Annotated in this window: 20 protein-coding genes; 6 read left to right on the top strand and 14 right to left on the bottom strand. The window is 73.8% G+C overall.

Annotated features, from left to right (window positions below; genetic code table 11):
- Window positions 1-43: 43 nt before the first annotated feature.
- The 6 genes from J2S44_RS29865 to J2S44_RS29840 all read right to left on the bottom strand — a co-directional run bounded on the left by J2S44_RS29865 (window position 44) and on the right by J2S44_RS29840 (window position 9710).
- Window positions 44-3778 carry a hypothetical protein gene (locus J2S44_RS29865; RefSeq protein WP_310420686.1) on the bottom strand — a complete coding sequence of 1245 codons (3735 nt, stop codon included), beginning with the start codon at window positions 3776-3778 and terminating at the stop codon, window positions 44-46.
- Entirely contained in the window at window positions 3775-5589 is a 1815-nt protein-coding gene (locus tag J2S44_RS29860; protein ID WP_310420684.1) for a trypsin-like serine peptidase, read from the bottom strand. Before J2S44_RS29860 ends, J2S44_RS29865 begins: the two co-directional genes overlap by 4 nt.
- Window positions 5586-6767 carry a trypsin-like serine peptidase gene (locus J2S44_RS29855; protein ID WP_310420682.1) on the bottom strand — a complete coding sequence of 394 codons (1182 nt, stop codon included), beginning with the start codon at window positions 6765-6767 and terminating at the stop codon, window positions 5586-5588. Before J2S44_RS29855 ends, J2S44_RS29860 begins: the two co-directional genes overlap by 4 nt.
- A 61-nt stretch (window positions 6768-6828) precedes the next feature.
- Window positions 6829-7842, bottom strand: a complete 1014-nt coding sequence (locus J2S44_RS29850) for a zinc metalloprotease (protein ID WP_310420680.1) — start codon at window positions 7840-7842, stop codon at window positions 6829-6831.
- Window positions 7843-7896: 54 nt separating this feature from the next.
- The gene (locus J2S44_RS29845; RefSeq protein WP_310420678.1) at window positions 7897-8928 is read right to left on the bottom strand and encodes an adenosine deaminase; all 1032 of its coding nucleotides are present in this window, start codon (window positions 8926-8928) and stop codon (window positions 7897-7899) included.
- A complete protein-coding gene (locus J2S44_RS29840; RefSeq protein ID WP_310420676.1) occupies window positions 8925-9710 on the bottom strand; it encodes a trans-aconitate 2-methyltransferase in 786 nt (261 codons plus the stop codon). The genes J2S44_RS29845 and J2S44_RS29840 overlap by 4 nt, the downstream gene beginning before the upstream one ends.
- 78 nt (window positions 9711-9788) lie before the next feature.
- Here J2S44_RS29840 and J2S44_RS29835 point away from each other — a divergent pair, with 78 nt between their 5' ends.
- From J2S44_RS29835 to J2S44_RS29820, 4 genes are all read left to right on the top strand, one after another.
- Complete coding sequence (locus J2S44_RS29835; protein ID WP_310420675.1) at window positions 9789-10775, top strand: aldo/keto reductase; 987 nt, start codon at window positions 9789-9791, stop codon at window positions 10773-10775.
- The gene (locus J2S44_RS29830) at window positions 10769-11080 is read left to right on the top strand and encodes a hypothetical protein (RefSeq protein ID WP_310420673.1); all 312 of its coding nucleotides are present in this window, start codon (window positions 10769-10771) and stop codon (window positions 11078-11080) included. Before J2S44_RS29835 ends, J2S44_RS29830 begins: the two co-directional genes overlap by 7 nt.
- A 28-nt stretch (window positions 11081-11108) precedes the next feature.
- Window positions 11109-11558, top strand: coding sequence for a hypothetical protein (locus J2S44_RS29825; RefSeq protein WP_310420671.1), 450 nt, complete (start codon window positions 11109-11111; stop codon window positions 11556-11558).
- Window positions 11559-11734: 176 nt separating this feature from the next.
- Window positions 11735-12295, top strand: a complete 561-nt coding sequence (locus J2S44_RS29820; protein ID WP_310420669.1) for a P-loop nucleotide/nucleoside kinase family protein — start codon at window positions 11735-11737, stop codon at window positions 12293-12295.
- A 161-nt stretch (window positions 12296-12456) separates the two neighbouring features.
- Here J2S44_RS29820 and J2S44_RS29815 read toward each other — a convergent pair whose 3' ends face one another.
- From J2S44_RS29815 to J2S44_RS29790, 6 genes are all read right to left on the bottom strand, one after another.
- A complete protein-coding gene (locus J2S44_RS29815) occupies window positions 12457-12729 on the bottom strand; it encodes a DUF4235 domain-containing protein (RefSeq protein WP_310420667.1) in 273 nt (90 codons plus the stop codon).
- 17 nt (window positions 12730-12746) lie between these two features.
- Window positions 12747-13175 carry a DUF3618 domain-containing protein gene (locus tag J2S44_RS29810; RefSeq protein WP_374727920.1) on the bottom strand — a complete coding sequence of 143 codons (429 nt, stop codon included), beginning with the start codon at window positions 13173-13175 and terminating at the stop codon, window positions 12747-12749.
- Window positions 13172-13627, bottom strand: coding sequence for a phage holin family protein (locus J2S44_RS29805; RefSeq protein WP_310420665.1), 456 nt, complete (start codon window positions 13625-13627; stop codon window positions 13172-13174). The genes J2S44_RS29810 and J2S44_RS29805 overlap by 4 nt, the downstream gene beginning before the upstream one ends.
- A gap of 39 nt (window positions 13628-13666) precedes the next feature.
- A complete protein-coding gene (locus J2S44_RS29800) occupies window positions 13667-14854 on the bottom strand; it encodes a mechanosensitive ion channel family protein (protein WP_310420663.1) in 1188 nt (395 codons plus the stop codon).
- Window positions 14855-15004: 150 nt separating this feature from the next.
- A complete protein-coding gene (locus J2S44_RS29795; RefSeq protein ID WP_310420661.1) occupies window positions 15005-15826 on the bottom strand; it encodes a DUF1206 domain-containing protein in 822 nt (273 codons plus the stop codon).
- A 42-nt stretch (window positions 15827-15868) separates the two neighbouring features.
- Window positions 15869-16240: a hypothetical protein gene (locus J2S44_RS29790; RefSeq protein WP_374728032.1), complete on the bottom strand. Its 372-nt coding sequence runs from the start codon at window positions 16238-16240 to the stop codon at window positions 15869-15871.
- A gap of 26 nt (window positions 16241-16266) precedes the next feature.
- Here J2S44_RS29790 and J2S44_RS29785 point away from each other — a divergent pair, with 26 nt between their 5' ends.
- Together J2S44_RS29785 and J2S44_RS29780 are read left to right on the top strand one after the other, a co-directional pair.
- Window positions 16267-17463, top strand: a complete 1197-nt coding sequence (locus tag J2S44_RS29785) for a cysteine desulfurase-like protein (protein ID WP_310420658.1) — start codon at window positions 16267-16269, stop codon at window positions 17461-17463.
- 51 nt (window positions 17464-17514) lie between these two features.
- A complete protein-coding gene (locus tag J2S44_RS29780) occupies window positions 17515-17796 on the top strand; it encodes a GNAT family N-acetyltransferase (RefSeq protein ID WP_310420656.1) in 282 nt (93 codons plus the stop codon).
- 95 nt (window positions 17797-17891) lie between these two features.
- Here the strand turns inward: J2S44_RS29780 and J2S44_RS29775 are convergent, their stop codons facing one another.
- Window positions 17892-18851, bottom strand: coding sequence for a TIGR03557 family F420-dependent LLM class oxidoreductase (locus J2S44_RS29775; protein WP_310420654.1), 960 nt, complete (start codon window positions 18849-18851; stop codon window positions 17892-17894).
- A gap of 29 nt (window positions 18852-18880) precedes the next feature.
- Window positions 18881-19507 carry a winged helix DNA-binding protein gene (locus J2S44_RS29770; protein WP_310420652.1) on the bottom strand — a complete coding sequence of 209 codons (627 nt, stop codon included), beginning with the start codon at window positions 19505-19507 and terminating at the stop codon, window positions 18881-18883.
- Window positions 19508-19571 lie beyond the last annotated feature (64 nt).

Here is a 19571-nt window from a genome sequence, read left to right as displayed (position 1 = left end):
GATCCGTCCACGGTCACCCGCGTCCCGGGACCGCCGGCCCGCTTCAGGTCCGCCGCGGCCAGCCGGCCTCGGCGTCGCGGATGACGGCGTCGAGCACCGCGTCGTTGGCCCGGTCCCACCGGTGGAACGCGTCGCGCACCCGGTGCAGCCGCGTCGCGCCGGGATGTCGGGCGGCCGCCCGGTCGAGATGGTCGCCGAGGTCGCCGGCGACGTCGATCCGGGCGAGCAGGTCGGCGTCGGGCGCCTCGGCGGCGTCCGCGACCGCGATCTCGCCGAGTGCCCCGCGGACCGCGGCGCGCAGCTCGGGATTGTCGCCGCGCAGGTTCCGCAGCGTCTCCGGCGAGTCGCTGATCCGCCGGCGGGACAGCGACGTGCCGACGCCGGGGACCGGGTTCCGCAGCGTGATCGTGTCGCCGGGGCAGCCGGCCGCGACCCAGACCAGGGCCCGGCGCACCTCGTCGACCGGGAACAGGTCGGCGACGGCCCGGTTGCTGCCGATCAGGTCCGAGGCGGACTCGGTGAGCCCCGGCTCGCCCCGCCGCCACGCCGCGATGTCCGCCGGCTGCCCGAGCAGCAGCCGGTAGAAGTAGTGGATGAGCACGTGATCGTGGAATCCGGGGCCGCCGCCGAGCGTCTCGAGGTCCACCGCGGGCAGCGCGATCACCGAGCCGCTGAGCAGCGCCGCGACGGTCTGGTAGCGGTGCGGGGTGAGCCGCCCGCCGCCGAACGCCGACGCCCGCGGGCCGTACTCGTCCCAGCGCGCGAGGTCGCAGCAGGCCTGGGCCAGCCATTCCGGCTCGGCGAGCCCGGTCCGCGGGGCGGGCCGCGCGTCGAGCAGCTCCAGCGCCTCCGCCGCCGCGTCGTTGTCGACCAGGAACCGGCCGCGGCGGTCCAGCCACCGCACCCAGGCCGGATCGCGCAGCAGCAGCGCCTCGGCCAGCGGCGGCGTCTCCCCGCGCAGCACCCGGACCTCGGCCGCGGTCGCGGGCGGCAGCTCGTCCACCGCGTCACCGAGCGCGAGCAGCCGGCCGGCGAGGTGTGGGTCCGCGGGATCGAGCGGGTCCGCGGGCCGGTCCCGGCCGGCGCCGTCGCCGGGCCGGCGCACCGGTTCGTGCGGCTCCACCGGTTCCGCCGAGTCGGTCGGCCCGGCTTCCGGCGCCGGGCCGGGCCACCGGCCGGACCCGTCCCGTGCGCGCCGTCCCCACGGCCACGCAGGCCGCCAGCCGCGTCGCCGCCGGGCCGGAGCGGCACGCGGGCCGGACGGCTCCACCGGATCCCGGGCCGGACCGGTCCCGCCCGGCGGGGACGGCTGCGGCACACCGGGCGAGCCGGCCGGCGGGACCGGGGGCCGCGGCCGGGCGGGCCGTCGTTCGGACAGTCCGCGGGCGGTGTCGTCGTCGAGGCGGAGCATCAGGTCGTGGTAGAGCGCCTCGACCGCGGCCTCCTCGCCGGACCGGCCGCGGTACCAGGACGCGGCCGCGCGGTGGATCGCGGGCAGCGCGTCGCGGTGGGCCGGGTCGGTGGCCATCAGGTGCAGCATCGCGCGGCGGACGTCCGGCAGGTGGCGCAGCTCGGCACCGTCGCGTTTGACCAGCCAGACCTCGTCCGCGAGGCGTTCCAGCAGCTCGGCCGCGTCCGCGTCGGTCAGCGGGCCGAGGCCGCAGTACGGCGCCAGCACGTGCCGGATCAGGCCCGCGGTGACCCGGCGCAGGACCAGCCCGGGGTGGGCCAGGCGGCGCACCCGCGGATCGGCGATGTGCCCGAGGAAACGCGCGTAGAGCACCTCCCGGCGCAGCTCGCCGTCGAGCGCGGCCCCGGTGCGCGCCACGAAGTCCGCCCGTTCGCCCGGTGGCAGGTGCGCGAAGAACCGCGCGGCCACGCGCAGCGTCAGCGGGTTCCCACCGACCAGACCAGCAAGATCCAGAGCCTGCTCCACCGGTACGCCGTGCGCCGCCAGCAGCTCCGCCGCGGCCTCCGGCGCCAGGTCGGCCAGGCAGATCGCCTCCTCCGTCTCGACCCGGTCCGTGACGTCGGCCGCGTTGATCGCGACGTCCGCGCGGCCGGAGAGGATCACGCGCAGCCCGTGCAGTCCCATGACGTCCCGCAGCCGCACGATCCAGCGCAGGATGCGCGCCTCCGGGTCGTTGTCGTGCAGCCGGGGCCGCGCCGGGTCCGGCCGGTCCCGCTGCCATTCCTCGAACGTGTCCAGGATCAGCAGCACCGGCCGGGTGTCCAGCTCGTGCAGGCGGACGGCCAGCGACGCGTCCCGTTCGAACGCGGGCGCGTCCCCGGCACCCTCCCCGGCCGCGAGCGACCCGGTGTAGCGGGCCGCGGCCGTGCCCGCGCGTTCCTGGCGCACCTGGTAGCGCAGCGCGGAGAAGTCCGCGGCCGCGACCGGGTGCGCGTTGCCGAGCTGCCGGCTGACCTCGAAGGACAGTTCCAGCTCCGCGTCGATCCGGAACTGCACGCGGTCGAAGTCGATCACGATGACGACCGGACCGGTGGAGTCCGGGCGCAGGATCTCGCGCAGGTACGGTTCGACGAACGCGGCCAGCGCGGTCGACTTCCCGGCGCCGCCGATACCGACCACGGGCAGCAGCGGCACCGGCGCGGCGTCGGCCGGGACCGGCGCGGTGGCGAAGTCCCGCAGCCGGGACAGCTCCGCCTCGCGCCCGAAGAAGCCGTTGCCGAGCAGCGCGCCGTAGCTCTCCACCACCGCCTCGACACGCACCCGCCGCCGCGCCTCCGCGAGGTCCCCGGCCAGCCCACCGAGCGGCTCCGCCCACGCGAGCGCCTGCAGCGCGGTCCGGGTGTCGACCGGCCGGTCCGGCGGCGGCGTCCCGGTCGCCGCGATCGCGGCCAGCAGCCGCGCGGCATCCAGCGCCGCCAGCCCTTCGCCGTCGGGCGCACCGGTCCGGGCGGCGGGCACGGCCGGCCCAGCGGCCCGCCCCGGCGGCACGGCGGCCCGACCGGGCCCGGCAGCACGATCACGGCCCCCGGCACCATCACGGCCCGCGGCACCATCACGGCCCGCGGCACCGTCACGGCCCGCGGCGCGAGCGCTTCCCGCAGGCCGATCGCGACCCGCGGCGCGATCGTGTCCGGCTGGACCGCCCGGTCCCGCGACGCGGTCAGACGCCGCGGCATCGGACGGGCGATCGGGCAACGCCGAGCCGGCCGAGCGACCAGGAAACGCGGAACCGGCCGAGCGATCGGGCAACACGGAATCGGCCGAGCGATCGGGCAACGCGGCGCCGGACGGGCGATCGGGCCGCGCCGGGCCGGACGGGCGGTCGGGCAGCGTGGTGGGGCGGGCCGTGGGGCCGTCCGCCGGGAGGTCGCCGAGGCCGGTGGATCTGGCCGCCAGCAGGCGCAGGTAGTAGCCGGCGTCGTCGGTGGGCACCCGCACCGCGTCCGTGATCGCCTCGGTCAGCGCGTGCGGCGAGTCGGCCAGCGCGTGCAGCGCGTCCCGGCGCGGGCCGCTGCGCATCGTCCAGCGCCACGCGTCGTCCACATGGGACCGGTCGAACTCCGGCACCAGCAGGTCGAGCACGCGCGCCGCGTCCGCCGGGTCGAGTCCGGTGACGAGCGCGGCCGGGTCGACACCGCCGGACAGCGCGCCCCGCCACCGTACCCTGGTGATCTGGTCTTGCAGGTCCTGGTCCGCCGCAGGCGGGCGGGGTTCGAGCGCCGCGGTGAACGCGGATCTCTCGGCCGCGGAGCGCCCCTCCCACATCTGCCGGATCGCGGCGAGCGCGGCGTCCTGCGGGGACGTCATGCCGCGATGCCCACGGACAGCATGCGCAGCACCGCGTGCGCGGCCGGATAGCCGGTCAGGCCCTGGGCCCGCTGGAGTGCCAGCAGCGACGGCACCGCCGTGACCAGCGCGTCCGCCGGGGCGGAACCGGCCGGGGTGAAGTGCGCCGCGATGTCGTACGCGGTCGGGAACGCCAGGTCCTCGATGGACGCCTCGAAGCCCTCCGGCGGCCGGTCGTCCCAGCCGACCAGCACGAGCCGCTGGGACGGGTGGTCGCGGAGCCCGCCCATCAGGTTCACCACCACGTCCTTCACGCCGGGCGGCACGTCCAGCGCCGCGCCGCCGAACCCCTCCAGCACCAGCCACACCGCGCGGTCACCGCCCACTTCGGACACCCGCTGGGACAGGCCGGGCAGCACGCCGTCGCGGATCTCCCGCGGCGCCGTGGTGAGCACGTCGCCGTGGGTGAGCGTGGGGTCGGGCGCGGAGAGCGCGCCGGTAATCCAGCGGGCGAAGCCGTCCGCGTCCTGGCCGAGCGCGTTCGCCAGGTCGAGCGTCACCACCACGCCGTCGCTGTGCCGCTCGACGAACTCGCGGACCAGGCGTTTCGTGAAGCGCTTGCCGGTGCCGGGCCCGCCCCGGACGACGAACAGCCGCTCGGCCGGCGCCGCGTCCGGGCGCAGCGCGCGCCACAGCCGTTGCTGGGTGACGCGGCGGCCGATCACCGGGTACGGAACCGGCCGCAGATCGGTGGAGCGTTCCAGGCCGCGCAGGTAGGGCACGCCGTCCGGGAGCGGCCGGTCCAGCATCGGCGACCAGTCGCGCACCGGCACGGCCCGGTTGCGGACGCCGGTGATGCCGCCCTGGTGGAGTGCCACGATCCGCCACCGCTGGTCGAAGACCGGCGCGCCGGACGAGCCGCCGAGCGTGTTCACGTCGTGCAGGTACCGCACCGGTGGCACGCCGAGCTGCTCGTCGAGGCGCCCGTCGGAGAGCAGCAGCGGCTCGCCGCGCTCGTTCGGCCCGTGCGGGTGGTGCAGCAGGCTGACCTCGAACGGCCCGGCCGGTGGGCTGCCCATCAGCTCGGCCTGGGCGGCACCCTTGGGCGGTGCGGCGAGCCGGATCAGCGCGAGGTCCCACGGCCCGGCCGGCGCGGCGATGCCGGCGATGTCGCGCACGTCCCCGGCCAGCCGTTCGCCCTCGGCCGGCGGGCTGCCGTAGAGCAGCCAGTCCGGGTGCAGCGGCGCGGTGTCGCCGGCGAGCCGGGTCGCGGCCCGGTCCACGTAGTCGCGGAACGTGACCACCAGGTCGCGCAGGCTGTCCGGTGCGGCCGCGAGCGTGCCGTCCGGTGCCTGGGTGAGCAGTGGCCAGACCACGTGCGCCATGGTCGCGACCACGGTCGGCCGGACCAGCACGCCGGTGCCGGCCTGGACGCCCCTGATGTCTATCCGGCAGACGTAGTCGCAGGCGCGCAGCAGACCTTCCGCGTACACCATCGGGTTGACCGCGTGCCGGACACCGTTCTGCAGCGCCTGGAGCTGGAAGCCGCCCGCGTTCTCGTCGATCGCGCGCAGCGCGGTGACCAGCGACGGCCCGGCCAGCCCCTCCTTGATCAGCTCGAACGCGAACACGTCGAGGAAGCCGTGCTCCTCGGCCGCCGCGAACGCACCGACCAGCAGGTCCCGCAGGTCGCGGCTGGTCTGCGGCGGCATGTGCACGCCCCGGGCGCGGCTGACCCGCTCCCAGACCCGCTCGACCACGATCCAGTCGACGGCGGGCGCGGTGACGGTGTCGGCGAGCGCCGAGAGACTGAGCGAGGTGGCCGCGGTCATCTGGCCGCGGCGGGCAGCACGGCGGACAGCTCACCGGTGATCCGCTCCAGCGCGTGCGCCCAGTTCTGCCGTTCCGGCTGGCCGGCGAAGTGCAGCCCGAGCACGGAGCGCCCGTCCGCGTCCAGGTCGACGACCGCGGAGCCGGAGTTGCCGCCCAGGGTGGACACGTCGTGGGTGAGCACCCAGCCGCGCGGATCGTCGGGCAGGTCGCCGGCGGCCGCGGTGATCCGGCCGGGTGCGAGCCGCTTGTAGCTCTTCACGCCCGCGAAGATCCGGGTGAACAGCTCGCGCGTGGTGGAGTGCTCGTTGCCGGGGTAGCCGACGACGTAGACACCGCGCCCGGCGCTGGCCAGCCCGCCGCGGGTGACCGGGTCGTCGCCGCGGGCCACCGGGACCGGGGCCGGGAACGCGCGGCCCGGCACCGGTTCCAGCTCCAGGATCGCGAGGTCCAGGCCGTCGAAGTTGAGCCCGCCGAGGACCTGGTGCACGTGCTCGGGCGCGCCCTCACGGCCGACCGCGACCACCCGCCGGATCGGGAACCGCCGGTCCGGCCAGGGCCGCCCGACCTCGTGCCCGAAGTGGACCGCCACGCCGGGGTTGAGCCGGCCGGTGAACTGCCCGTCCGCGCGGACGCCGCGCGGCGCGATCGCCTGCAGCACGTGGAAGTTCGTGGCGACCAGGCCCTCGGCCACCACCCAGGCGGTGCCCTGGTAGCCGAGCGGCGCCGCGGCCGGGTCGTCGACACGGCCGACGGACCGGCAGACCGCGCGCACCTCCTCGGCGAGCCGGGACAGCGGCGCCGCGTAGTCGCCGATGCTGGGTGCGAGCAGGTCGACGAAGTCGTCCTCGACGAACAGCACCGGGCGGGTGCCGTCGCTGACCACGACCGCCTCCAGGCCCGAGACGTCGGCCGCGGTGAGCGTGGCGGCCGCGCCGTCGCCGAGCAACTTGTCCAGCGCGGTGTCCGCCCGGGCGAGCAGTTCGGCGCGCAGCACCGGGTCGGGTGCCACGCCGGTCTTCGACTCGATGTAGGCGAGTTCGGCGTCGAGCCGCTCCACCAGCTCGGTGCGGGCCGCCGGTGCCGCGTTGCCGGCGCTCGACGCGGCCGACTCGGCCAGCGTGCGCTGCCCGCCGCCGGTGGAGATCAGGTCGAGGTAGCGGCCCGCGTCCCCGGTCATGCCGCCGCCTCCGCGTCGCCCGCCCGCCCGGCCGGCCCGGTGGCCCGGGTCGCTGACCCGCTCACGGCACGCGCCCCTCGACCAGCGCGTTCAGGATCTCCACGAGTCGCTGCCGGTACGGGCTGAAGACCGCACCCTCGACGCCGCCGCCCAGCGTGGACAGCGCGGTCGACGCCCGCTTGACCATGTCCGGGTCGGGCGTGCGCGGGTAGAGCAGCTGCAGCCCGCGGATGTCGCCGGCGGAGAGGTCGATGCCGTTGCCGGTCGGCGCGCACGGCGACGGCGCGCTCCGGTAGAAGAACGGCTCGAACTGGTAGAGCATCACCGACTCGGAGTCGAACGGCCCGGCGACCGTGTCGTCCGGCTCCGGTGCCCGCAGGTTGAAGTCGACCTTCGCGCGCGTCCACCGGTTCGGCGGCCCGGCGAGGTAGGTGTAGACGCCGGGCCGCCGTCCCGCCTCGTCCGCGACGAACACGCCGCGCGCGTCCCGGGTGGGCACGTAGCCCTCGTCGTCCTCCCACCGGAACTCGGCCGCGCACGGGCCGCGCAGGTTCTGGTGGCTGTGCTTGAACGCGAGCGCGTGCAGGAACTCGTGCCGCACGGTCCCGGCCCAGTCGTCCGGCAGGATGCCGTCGAAGCCGGACAGGTTGAGGCTGCGCTGGTGCGGCGCGCCGCCGATCGGTGAGCCGGCGTCCGCGAGCGTCGGGTCCGTGCTGTCCGTGCCGACCAGCGACCAGTAGCCGCCCTGGTCGAAGCTGACCCGGATCTCCGCCGCGTGCTCCGTGTCGTTCGTGGTCCACCGCCGGTAGGTCCCGGTCGCCGGGTCACGGCCGAAGTCGAGCGTGATGCCGCACGCGTCGGTGATCTGCCGGGTGGCCTCCTCGACCCGCGCGTGCGCCTCGGTGTCACCGTCCAGGAACGCGACCCGGAGCACCGCGCCGGGCGCCCACCGGGCCAGGTCCTGGACCAGGAACTCGAGACCGGCCGTCTCCGCCGCGGCCCGGCGGCGCCAGGCATCGCGCACTTCGACGGCCGCCTCGATGTGCTCCGGCAGCGACTCGAACAATCTCGCCATGATCACACCCCCCAACGTGGACGAATATGAGCTTTCGCGCACGTGGGGAGCCTGTCAACGACGGATGTCCGATAATCCCCCGGCCGTATAAGCGGTGATCTCGTCCGTCAGGGTGGCCTTGTCCCCCGCCGGCATGAACGAGTGCGTGACCGCGGCCTTGGCCAGCTCCGCCACGCCCGCCGCGTCCAGTCCGAGCAGTTCCGCGGCGACCCGGTACTCGTCGTTGAGCGTGGTGCCGAACATCGGCGGGTCGTCCGAGTTGATCGTCACCGGCACACCGGCGGCGACCAGCGCGGGCAGCGGGTGCTCGGCCAGCGACGGCACCGCGCGGGTCCGCACGTTCGACGTCGGGCACACCTCCAGCGCGATGTCGTGCTCGATCAGGTAGGCCATCAGTTCCGGGTCGCGCGCGGCCGCGATGCCGTGCCCGATCCGCTCCGCGCCCAGGTGCCGGATCGCGTCCCAGATCGTCTCCGGCCCGGTGGTCTCGCCGGCGTGCGGCACCGAGCGCAGGCCGGCCGCGCGCGCCGCGTCGAAGTACGGCTTCCACTGCGGCCGCGGCACCTCCGGACCGCCCAGCCCGAAGCTGATCAGCCCGTCCGGCCGCTGGTCCAGCGCGATCCGCAGGGTGTCCTCGCCCGCGTTCGGGCCGGCCTCGCCCGGGATGTCGAAGCACCAGCGGAGCACGATGTTCAGCTCCTTCTCCGCGCTCAGCCGGGCGTCCTCGATCGCCTCGCAGAACGCCTCGGCCGGCATGCCGCGGTTGACCGTGGAGAACGGCGTGATCGTCACCTCGGCGTACCGGACCTGCTGCCGGGCCAGCTCACGGGCGATCTCGTAGGTGAGGATGCGCACGTCCTCCGGGTCCCGGACCAGGTCGACGACGCTCAGATACACCTGGATGAAGTGCGCGAAGTCGCGGAACTCGAAGTACTTCGCGAGCGCCTCCGGGTCGGCCGGCACCGGCGTGCTGCCCGCGTGCCGGGCGGCCAGCTCGGCCACGATCCGCGGCGACGCCGAGCCGACGTGGTGCACGTGCAGTTCGGCCTTGGGCAGACCGGCGATGAAGTCGGTCAGATCGCTCACGCGTCCCCCTGTGGAGTACGAGCCACCACGAAATTGCGGTGGAAAGGGAAGAAAACAAGACCATTCTCCACGGGGTACGCGTCCGCGAGGCGCTCCCCCAGCGTTGCGCGGAACTCCGGATAGTCGGCGTCCGGCAGCGCCGCCTTGACCGGCCGCAGCGCGGTGCCGTCCATCCAGCGCAGCACGGGATGGTCGTCCCCGGGTGGCGCGGGAAGCAGGTGGAGGTAGGTGGTCGCCCAGGCGTCGACCGTGCACCCGGCGGGCCCGAGGATCCGGGCGTAGTCGACGGCACTCGGTACGCGCCGGATGAGGCCGGCCCCGGCCAGCGCGCCGCGCCACCGTGGCTCATCCGCCAGCGCCCGCAACGCCCGGTGCGACGGCGCGTCGACGTTGCCCGGGACCTGCAGCGCGATCACCGCGCCGGGCGCGACCCCGCGTGCCCAGCGCGGCAGCAGCTCCTCGTGGCCCGGCACCCACTGCAGCACCGCGTTGCTGATCAGCACGTCCACGTCCGGCGCCGGTTCCCAGGTGCGCACGTCCCCGACCGCGAAGTCCACCGGCGCGTTCGCCGCGGTCGCCCTGGCGATCATCTCGGGGGACGAGTCGATCCCCTCGACGCGCGCGGCCGGCCAGCGTCTCGCCAGCGCGGCGGTCAGGTCGCCCGGTCCGCAGCCGAGGTCCACCACCCGGCGCGGCGCCGCCGTGGGCACCCGGCCGAGCAGGTCGAAGAACGGCCGCGAGCGCTCGTCGCCGTACCGCTGGTACACGTCCGGATCCCACATGCGCGCCTCCACCAAACCGTACGTCCGTCTTGCAAGACTCTAAACGACATCGCCGGGTGCTGGGGATAGGCTCGGAGCGTGGAGAGAAGAAGCTTCCCCAAGCTCGGCGGCCGCTCCGTCGGCGTCATCGGCCTCGGCACCTGGCAGCTCGGCGCGGACTGGGGTGACGTCGACGAGGACGACGCGCTCGCCACCGTCGACGCGGCCGTGGCCTCGGGCGTCACGTTCCTGGACACCGCGGACGTCTACGGCGACGGGCGCAGCGAGCAGCTCATCGGCCGCTACCTGCGCGAACACCCCGGCCACGGGCTGACCGTCGCCACCAAGATGGGCCGCCGGGTCCCGCAGGAGCCGGGCAACTACACGCTGGACAACTTCCGCGCCTGGAACGACCGGTCCCGTGCCAACCTCGGTGTGGACACCATCGACCTGGTGCAGCTGCACTGCCCGCCGACGCCGGTCTTCTCGACCCAGGCGGTCTACGACGCACTCGACACGCTCGTCGAGGAGAAGCGCGTCGCGGCGTACGGCGTGAGCGTCGAGACGTGCGCCGAGGCGCTGGAGGCGATCGCCCGGCCCGGCACCGCCAGCGTGCAGATCATCCTCAACGCATTCCGGCTCAAGCCGCTGGAGGCCGTGCTCCCCGCCGCGGCCGAGGCGGGCGTCGGCATCATCGCGCGCGTGCCGCTCGCCAGCGGCCTGCTCTCCGGCCGCTACGACGCGAACACCACGTTCCCGGCGAACGACCACCGCACCTTCAACCGGCACGGCGAGTCGTTCGACGTCGGCGAGACGTTCTCCGGCGTCGACTTCGAGACCGGCCTCGAGGCGGTCCGCCGGCTCACGCCGCTGGTCCCGCCGGGTGCCACGCTCGCCCAGTTCGCGCTCCGCTGGATCCTCGACCACCCCGCCGTCACCGTGATCATCCCGGGCGCCCGCAACGCCGCCCAGGCCGAGGGAAACGCGGCCGCGGCCGCGCTGCCGTCGCTCTCCGCGGAGATCCACGCGGCCGTGACCGAGGTCTACGACGAGCTGATCCGCCCCCAGGTGCACGCGCGATGGTGACCAGGGTGTGGGGCACGCTGACGCTGGGCCTGCTCGGCTTCGTCCTCGGCGCCCTCTGGATCTTCGAGGGCCTGGAGATGATCCCCGGCAGCTCCGTAACCAAGGGCCCGGCCTGGTCGATCGCCGGCGCGATCCTGCTGGTCGGCGGCCTGATCGCGATGGTCGCCGGCGTCCGCCTCCGCTCCCGGCTGCGCCCGCCGACCCCGGCGCCGACCGCACCGGACCTCCTTCCGATCACCGAGCAGCCCACCGCGGTCGGCCTCCCGCCGATCCGCGAGGACGCCCCGCTGCCCACCTGGCGCTGAGCGGTCCGGGACGCTGCCCCGCGTTCGCGTGGGACACCGTCCCGGACCGGTCACCATGCCGGCGGCCGGCCGTCGCGCACCGGAAAGGCGGTCACGCCGGCTGACCTGCGCCGCGTGCGGCCACACCCGGACCTGGTCGCCACGCACCGGATCGTCCTGGTGGGGCGCCGCCGTCGACCCGTTCTTCCAGCGGCCGCTGTGGCTCACCGCACCGGTGCGCGGGCACCTGCTGTGGGCGTACAACCGGCACCATCTCACCCTGCCGGCCGAGTACGCCGCGGCCGGCCCGCGCAAGCGCGGCCCGTACGGTGGGTCCATGATCGAGACCTTGCCGGCGTGGCTGAAGTCGGCCGCCAACCGTGCCCACGTGCGGTCCGCGACGTCCCGGCTCATGGCGCGCCTCGCCGATCCCGGCCGCCCCACGACGCGCCCCCGGCGCCCGGAACGACCCGCCGGCCTCCGTCGCCTCGGCGCGTAGGAGCACCGCCACCACGTCGCGACGCGCTCGTCAGCCGGCCCCCGGGCGCAGCACCGGCCGGCCCCGCGCCTCGCGACTCACACCGGCCACCGCCGTCGGCGCTCGAACGACCCGGCCGCGCGGACGAGCCGGTAAATTCCTGTCCGGGCCGGTGCGGAAGCGACATCATAGGCTGCGTGTCCACGCCACTCAGCCTCTTCCTGACGGTCGGCCTGCCCGGCTCCGGGAAGACGACGCTCGCGCGGCGGCTCGCGGCTGACCGGCGCATCCTGCGGCTGACCCCCGACGACTGGATGGCACCCCTGTTCGGGGACGGGCAGGCGGACGGCCGGCGGGACATCCTGGAGGGCAGGATGATCTGGACCGCGCACGAGGTGCTCCGCAGCGGAGCCTCCGTCGTGCTCGACTTCGGATGCTGGTCGAGCGACGAGCGGTACGCGATCCGGTCGATCGCGGAGCTCGCCGGTGCGGCCTTCGTCCTGAGGTATGTCACCGTCGCGGAGCCGGAACGCCGGAGCCGGTCCGCCCGCCGGTGGCGGGAGAGCCCGGAAACGACGTTCCCGATGACGGACGCCGACCATGACCGGTTCCTCGCGCTGTTCCAGCCGCCGACCGCGCGGGAGCTCGCTCCCGAGCCGCCGCCACCAGCGCCGGCCGGGTTCGAGAGCTGGCCGCACTGGGCGAGCGACCGCTGGCCCACCCTGCCGCGCCTCGACCTGCGGCCGGCGGCCTCGTGATCAGCACGGTTGCGCGGGCGTGCCCGGAGAGGACACGGTGGCGGCGGGTGTGCCCGGAGGCGACACCCGCCGCGTGTGCGTGCGGGGAGCCGCGTGACGGCTCCCGGACGTACCGGTGGAGATGACGTACCGGTGGAGATGACGTACCGGTGGAGATGTCGTCAGTCGGGCCAGTGGCCCGTGACCCGGCGGACGCCGACGGCACCGCCCCGGTCGACCGCGGCCTTGACCACGGCGAAGATGGCGCCCTGCAGGGCGGCGGCGACGAGGATCTCGGTCCAGCCGCGGTCCTCGTCCGTCGCGTTCGGCGCGTCCTCGTCGTTGCCGACGAGGCGCCAGACCTCCTTGAACACCGCGCCCGCGACCGCGCCCGCGGCCACACCGGCGAGGATACCGACCGGCTTGTAGGCCAGTGCGTTGATCTTCTTTCCCACGGTTTCCTCCCCTTCTCTCAGCGTCGACGACGGATCAGCCAGAGCGCGAGCACGAGCGCCGCCGCGGTGGCGGCCGCGATCGCCGCGGCCGGCACCGGGTTGCGGCGCACGGTGTCGCCCGCGTCATGTGCACGAACCGACACGACGTCCTTCGCCTCGTGCGCGCGGTGCGTCACCAGGCCGGCGGCCTCCTGCGCGCGATGCGACACCATGTCGGCCGCCTCGTGCGCCTTGTGCGCCACCGTGTCCTTCGCGTCCTGCACGCGCGTCGCGAACGCGGCCTTGGCGTGCTCGACCTGCTCCTTGGCGCGCGCCTTCACGTCCGCCTTCGCGGCCAGCGCCTGCACCGTGTCGCCGAGTTCGGCCCGGGTGCGCTCTATCTCGGCGCGCAGCGCGTCGAGGTCCTGCGAGTTCCCGTCGTTCTTCCGGACGTCTTCCATCGTCATGCCCGGCCTCGCTTCACGGCTTCGGTCACGGCCTCGACGTCAGCCTTGACGCCGTCCGTGGCCGCCTGCGGCATCGGGGGAACGGCCTGCTTGACCTGCTTGCGGCCGAGCAGCGCCAGGATGCCCGCGCCGATGAGCAGGACCACCGTGACGATCAGCGAGGCCAGCCACGCGGGCATGACCAGCGCGAGCGCCAGGATGATGGTCGCGATGCCGGTGCCGAGCCCGTAGAGCGCGAGCGCGCCGCCACCACCGAAGAGCCCCACGCCGACACCGGCGTGCTTGCCCTTCTCCGTGAGTTCGGCCTTCGCCAGCGCGAACTCGTCCTTGATGAGTCGTGTGATCTGTTCGCTGGCCCGCTGCACCAGCTCGGACGTGGAGGGTTCACCGACCCGGGTCACCACCCGGCCGTTACCCGCCTGAGCGGAACTTCGGTTCAGGACATCCGCCATGCCTCATTACTTCCCCGCATGCCCCCGGTTTATGCAGGCCTAATGCGTGTGGACCGGCTCTTCCGGGCCGACGAACGCGTCGTTGCGCTCGTCGCCGTCCTCGCTGCCGCCGAAAAGGCGCGCGTCGTCGTGCGGTTCGGACGGCCGGCTCGCCGGGCGGCGCCTCTCGCCCCACTGCCAGCTCAGGTCGCCGCGGGAGTCGCCGATCTCGGCACGCCAGCGCGGCATCGTGGTCGGCTGACGGTCGCGCACCCAGGCGACCAGGTGCTCGCGGACCAGGCACCGCAGGTCCCAGAGCGTGCCCGCGTCCTGCGCGCTGACCAGCGCGCGGAGCCGGATCATGCCGCCGGTCGCGTCCGTCACCTGCAGCACGCAGACGCGGCCGTCCCACAGCTGGGTGCCCTCCAGCAGATTGCGCAGTTCGTCGCGCATGTCCTGCACCGGTACGGACCAGTCGACGTCGAACTCCGCGGTGCCGAGCACGGCGGACTGCGTACGCGTCCAGTTCTGGAACGGCTTGCTGGTGAAGTACGACGTGGGGAGGATCAGCCGGCGGTCGTCCCAGATCTGCACCACCACGTAGGAGAGCGTCAGCTCCTCGATCTTGCCCCACTCGCCCTCGATCACCACGACGTCGTCCAGCCGCACCGCGTCGCTGAACGCGAGCTGCAACCCGGCGAAGAAGTTGGAGAGCAGCGTCTGCGCGGCCAGCGCCGCGACCACGGAGAGCAGGCCGGCGGACGCGAGCAGGCCACCGCCGATCGCGCGCACGTCCGGGAACGTCATCAGCATCACGCCGACCGTGACCACCACGATCACCGCGATCGTCACCCGGCGCAGCATCACCACCTGGGTGTGCAGCTGGCGGGCGCGGCGGTTGTCCGGCACGTCGGTGCGCCAGCGGGACAGCGTGAGGTCCTCGAACGCGACCAGGAACGCGCCGATCAGCCACGCGGCCGCGGCCATCACGAACAGCACCAGGCCGTGCAGCAGGTGCCGGCGCCACTCCGCGCCGGCCGAGTCCACGGTGGTGAACCGCACCGCGAGCTGGACCGCCATCAGCGTGATCGCGAACTGCACCGGCCGGTGGGTGTGCTCGGCCAGCTCGGACGCGAGCTGCGAGTGAGCGGCCAGCTTCTTGATGATCACATGAGTGACCGCGACGAACAGCAGCGCCAGGGCCGCGGCCGCGATGGTCACGCCCACCGTGATCAGGATGTCCTCCACGGAAACGTGTCTCCCTCCGTGTCGGGGCTTCGTCGAACCGAGGCTTTTGCCCGTGTTGTTCCTGAGGAAACCTCGGACCCATGCTAGGCACATCACATGACGGAGCCGGGTCGCGCACGCGACCCGGCTCGAGGTTGACGCAACGGTGAGTCAGACCTTGCGGTAGCGGAACTGGACGAAGCAGTAGGCGCCGTACGCGGCGATCCCGAGCGCGACCAGCGTCAGCAGGATCGGGCCGTAGCTCTGCTCGACCAGCGTGCGCAGCGCGGCGTCCAGGCCGCGCGCCTTCTCCGAGTCGTACGTCACGGCCGCGGTGATCACCAGGAAACCGGCGATGCCGTACGCGATGCCCTTGGCGACGTAACCGGCCATGCCGAGCCGGCGGGCGGCCTTGCGGACCGTCGGGCTCATCTCGCCGGTCTTCAGGTGGTCCTCGAACTTCTTCTTCCACCCGTGGTGGATCATGCCGAGGCCGATGGCCAGCACCGCGAGCCCGGCCACGCCGACCAGCAGGCGGCCGCCGGTGGAGTCCATCAGCTTCTCGGTCAGCTGCTGCGAGCTGTCCGCGTTCGACGCGTTCGCACCGGAGACCACCTTGTACGCGGTGTACGCGAAGTACAGGTAGGTGAGCGCGCGGCCGACCGAGACGAGACGCTCGAACAGGCGCTCCTTGCCCTGCTCGGCCTGGTGACCGACCGCGGCCTCGAGCGCCTGCCAGATCGCCATGGCGACCAGGCCCACGCCGATCGCGCCGACCAGGAACGCGCCGAAGGACTGCGCCGCCAGCTCCTCCAGGGCGCCGGCCTGCGAGTTCTCCCCGCTTGAGTTGCCGAACGCGACCTGGAGGGCCAGCCACGCGAGCAGGAGATGCAGCACGCCGTACCCGATGAATCCGGCCCGGGCGAGCAGCTCCAGCGACTTGCTGTTGGCGGCACGGGACGCCGTGCCTCGAGCGTCATGGGTGAGCGACATGAACCGTCAATCACCGAATGGAGAGATTCGTAAACGTACTGCTCAGTTGACTGAGATCTGGATCGCTGCCTCGGTGTCGGTCAGCGACTCGAGCTGGACCAGGAAACCGCCGACCTCGGTGGCCGCCTGGCCGACCGTGAGCGCGACCTGCTCGCCGGCCACCTCGAACGTGGCGACCTGGTCCTGGACCCCCACCAGCTTCACCTCGATGCCGAGGATCTCGGCGCTGGCGGAGGCTCCACGGTCGAACGTCACGGTGCACTGGTCGAGGCCGCACTGGGTGCTGTAGCCCTCGCCGGAACACGCGGCGAGGGACAGCGCGAGAACGGCGCCGAGAAGGGCGGCGGGCACGGCGCGGATGATGCGTCGGTTCGTCGTCACCCCTCCAGGGTACGGGGCCGCCACCACCTGCATGATCATCGCCGGTTATCGTGCGCCGCATGCCGTTCGACGTCGACGCGATCCGTTCCCGCTACCCCGCCCTGGCCGAGGGTTACCTGCACTTCGACAACGCGGGCGGCAGCCAGGTCGCCGCGCCGGTCGCGGACGCGGTCGCGGCCACCATGCGCGCGGCCGTCTCCAACCGCAGCACCGCGTTCGAGCCCGGCCGCCGCTCCGGCGAGATCGTCGCGGCCGCCCGGCACGCGCTGGCCGACCTGCTCGGCGCCGCGCCGCACGGCGTCGTGCTCGGGCCGAGCGCCACCGCGCTGACCTACCGGGTGGCCCGCGCGCTCGCGGAAACCTGGCGGCCGGGCGACGAGGTGGTCGTCTCCCGCCTCGACCACGACGCGAACGTGCGCCCGTGGGTGCAGCTCGCGGCGCGGGCCGGCGCCGTCGTGCGCTGGGCCGAGTTCGACCGTGCCACCGGCGATCTCCCGGTCGGGCAGTTCGCGGAGCTGATCGGTGAGCGGACCCGGCTCGTGGCGCTGACCGCGGGCAGCAACGCGAACGGCGCGGCGCCGGACGTGGCGGCGATCACCGCGATCGCCCGCGCGGCCGGCGCGCTGACCTACGTGGACGGTGTGCACAGCACGCCGCACCAGCTGACGCGGCCGACCGCGGACTTCTACGTGACCAGCGCGTACAAGTGGTCCGGCCCGCACCTGGCGGCCGTCGCGGCCGACCCGGCGCTGTGGGAGCGACTGCGGCCGATGAAGCTGGTGCCGTCGTCCGAGGCGGTGCCGGACCGGTTCGAGCTGGGCACCCCGAGCTTCGCACAGCTGGCCGGCGTGACCGCGGCGGTGGAGCACCTGGCCGACCTCGCGTCGTCCGCCGGACCGGACCGCCGCAGCCGGCTCCGCGAGTCGTTCGCCGAGATCCAGCGGTACGAGACCGCGCTGCTCACCCGCTTGCTGGACGGGCTCGCCGGGTTGCCGGGCGTGACCGTGCTGCCGGCACCGGAGCGGCGCTGCCCGACCGTGTCGTTCCGGTTGGCCGACCAGCCGCCGGCCCGCACCGCGGCGCTGCTCGGCGAGCGGAACATCTGCGTCTCGGCCGGCGACTACTACGCCTACGAGTTCTTCGAGTCGCTCGGCCTGCGGGACAGCGGCGGCGCGGTCCGCGCGTCGATCTATCACTACAACACCGCGGACGAGATCGACACGCTGCTGAACGCGCTGTCGGATCTGCACGGCTAGCGCCGTGCCGGCCTGGCTAGGCTTGCGGAAGTCGATCGAGGGGAGTCAGCGATGAGCACCGAGGTGCGGGACAACGCGGCGGAGAGCCGGTTCGAGATCGTCGTCGACGGCACGGTCGCCGGGTTCGCGGCCTACCGGGTGCGCGACGACGCGCTGATCTTCACGCACACCGAGGTCGATCCCGGCCACGAGGGGCAGGGCCTCGGGTCGACGCTGGCGGCCGCCGCGCTCGACGCGGCCCGGGAGCGCGGCGCCACGGTGGTCCCGCGGTGCGCGTTCATCAAGTCCTACATCGAGCGTCACCCGGACTATCAGGACCTGGTCGCCGGGTAGGCGCCGGCATCCATGACCGAGGCGTCCCGCCGGCCGTGCGGAACGGCGGGCGGGACGCCTCGATCGTGCGGGCGGGAGCGGGTGACGTGCGTGCGTCAGCGCTTCAGCGCCGGGAACACCGACGACCGGTAGAGGTCGAAGAAGCCGGCCCAGTTCGGGCCGATGTTGGAGACGTAGACCTCGTCGAAGCCGGCCTTCGCGTACTGCGCGATCTGCTCCAGGTGCGCGTCCGGGTCGCTGCCGCAGACGTGTGCCTCGCGCATCTTCTCCTTCGGCACCAGCTGCGACGCCTGCTCGAAGTGCCTCGGGGACGGCAGCACCTGGGACAGCTCGCCCGGCACGCCCGCGTTCGGCCAGCGCCGGTAGGCGATCTCCACCGCCTCGTCCTCGGTCGGCGCGAAGCAGGCCTTGAAGCCGCCCTGCGCGGGCTTGTCGCCGCCGCCGTTCTCCCGGAAGCGGCGCACCAGGTCGCCGTCCGGCATCGTGCTGACGTAGCCGTCGCCGATCCGCGCGGCCAGGTCCACCGCCTTCGGCCCGAACCCGGACACGTAGACCGCCGGCGGCTTCTCCGGCATCGTGTAGATCCGCGCGTTCTCCACCCGGTAGTGCTTGCCCCGGTGGTCGACGAACGAGTCCGGGTTCGCCCACAGCGCGCGCATCACCTCCACGGCCTCCTCGAGCATCTCCAGCCGGGTGTCCGCGTTCGGCCACGCGTCGCCGAGGATGTGCTCGTTGAGCGCCTCGCCGGAGCCGACGCCGAGCACGAACCGCCCGTTGTGCAGCACCGCGGAGGTGGCCGCGGCCTGCGCCAGCACGGCCGGGTGGATGCGCACGGTCGGGCAGGTCACGGCCGTGGTGATCGGCAGCGTGGTGACCTGGCTGAGCGCGCCGATCATGGACCAGACGAACGGGCTCTGGCCCTGCGCGTCGACCCAGGGATGGTAGTGGTCGGAGATCCAGAGTGCCTCGAACCCGGCCTGCTCGGCGCCGCGCGCCTGCTCCAGCAGCTCGGCCGGCGTGAACTCCTCGCTGGACAGGAAGTAACCCACCTTCATACGGCCTGTCGTACCCGCGAAACGGCAGCTCAATCGTCGTCGCGCGGCGCGAGCATCACGTGCATGGCCTCGCCGGGTTTCGCCTCCGGGCAGCGCAGCCGCAGGTCCAGGTGGCCGAACGGACTGCCGACCAGCCAGCAGTGGTGCGGCTGACCACTGCCCGGGTACGCGTACGACTCGAAGAACCGGCAGGTCACGCACATCTTCGTGATCGGGATCTGGTCGGCCGCCTGCATCGACCGGATCGTCGTGGTGACCACGTCGAGCAGGTGCTGGCGGCGCAGCGCGTCCAGGTCGTGCAGGCCCTTGAGCAGGTCCGCGGCCCAGTTCATCGGCTCGACCGGCTCGGCGCGCCCGGCCTCGGTCAGCGACAGCCGCATCTCACCGGGCGAGAACGACGGCGCCGGCCCCATCGTGACCAGCCCCTCCGAGACCAGCGTCTCCACGGCCGCGAGCAGCGCCTTCGTGGTCATGCTCAGGTCCTTGGACAGCTCGCTCAGCGGGCAGCTCGTGTCCCGCCGCCGCAGCACGAGCAGCACCTGCTGCTGCGCGAGCGTGCGCTCGGCCGCCGACGGGTCGTCGCCGGCGGCCCGGACCGCGACCGCCACCCGGGCCAGCCCGGCGGCGAGATGGTGCTGCGACAGTTCGACATCCACAGTTCCGCCCCAGGTCGGTGACTCTCCGTCTCTGTGCAGGTCGCCACGGTACCCGGAGTGCAAA

The organism is Catenuloplanes niger (assembly GCF_031458255.1).
In the GTDB taxonomy this organism is placed as follows: Bacteria; Actinomycetota; Actinomycetes; order Mycobacteriales; family Micromonosporaceae; genus Catenuloplanes; species Catenuloplanes niger.
The sequence above is the reverse complement of the archived record's forward strand: the minus strand, read 5'-3'. Positions and strand labels throughout refer to the sequence as shown.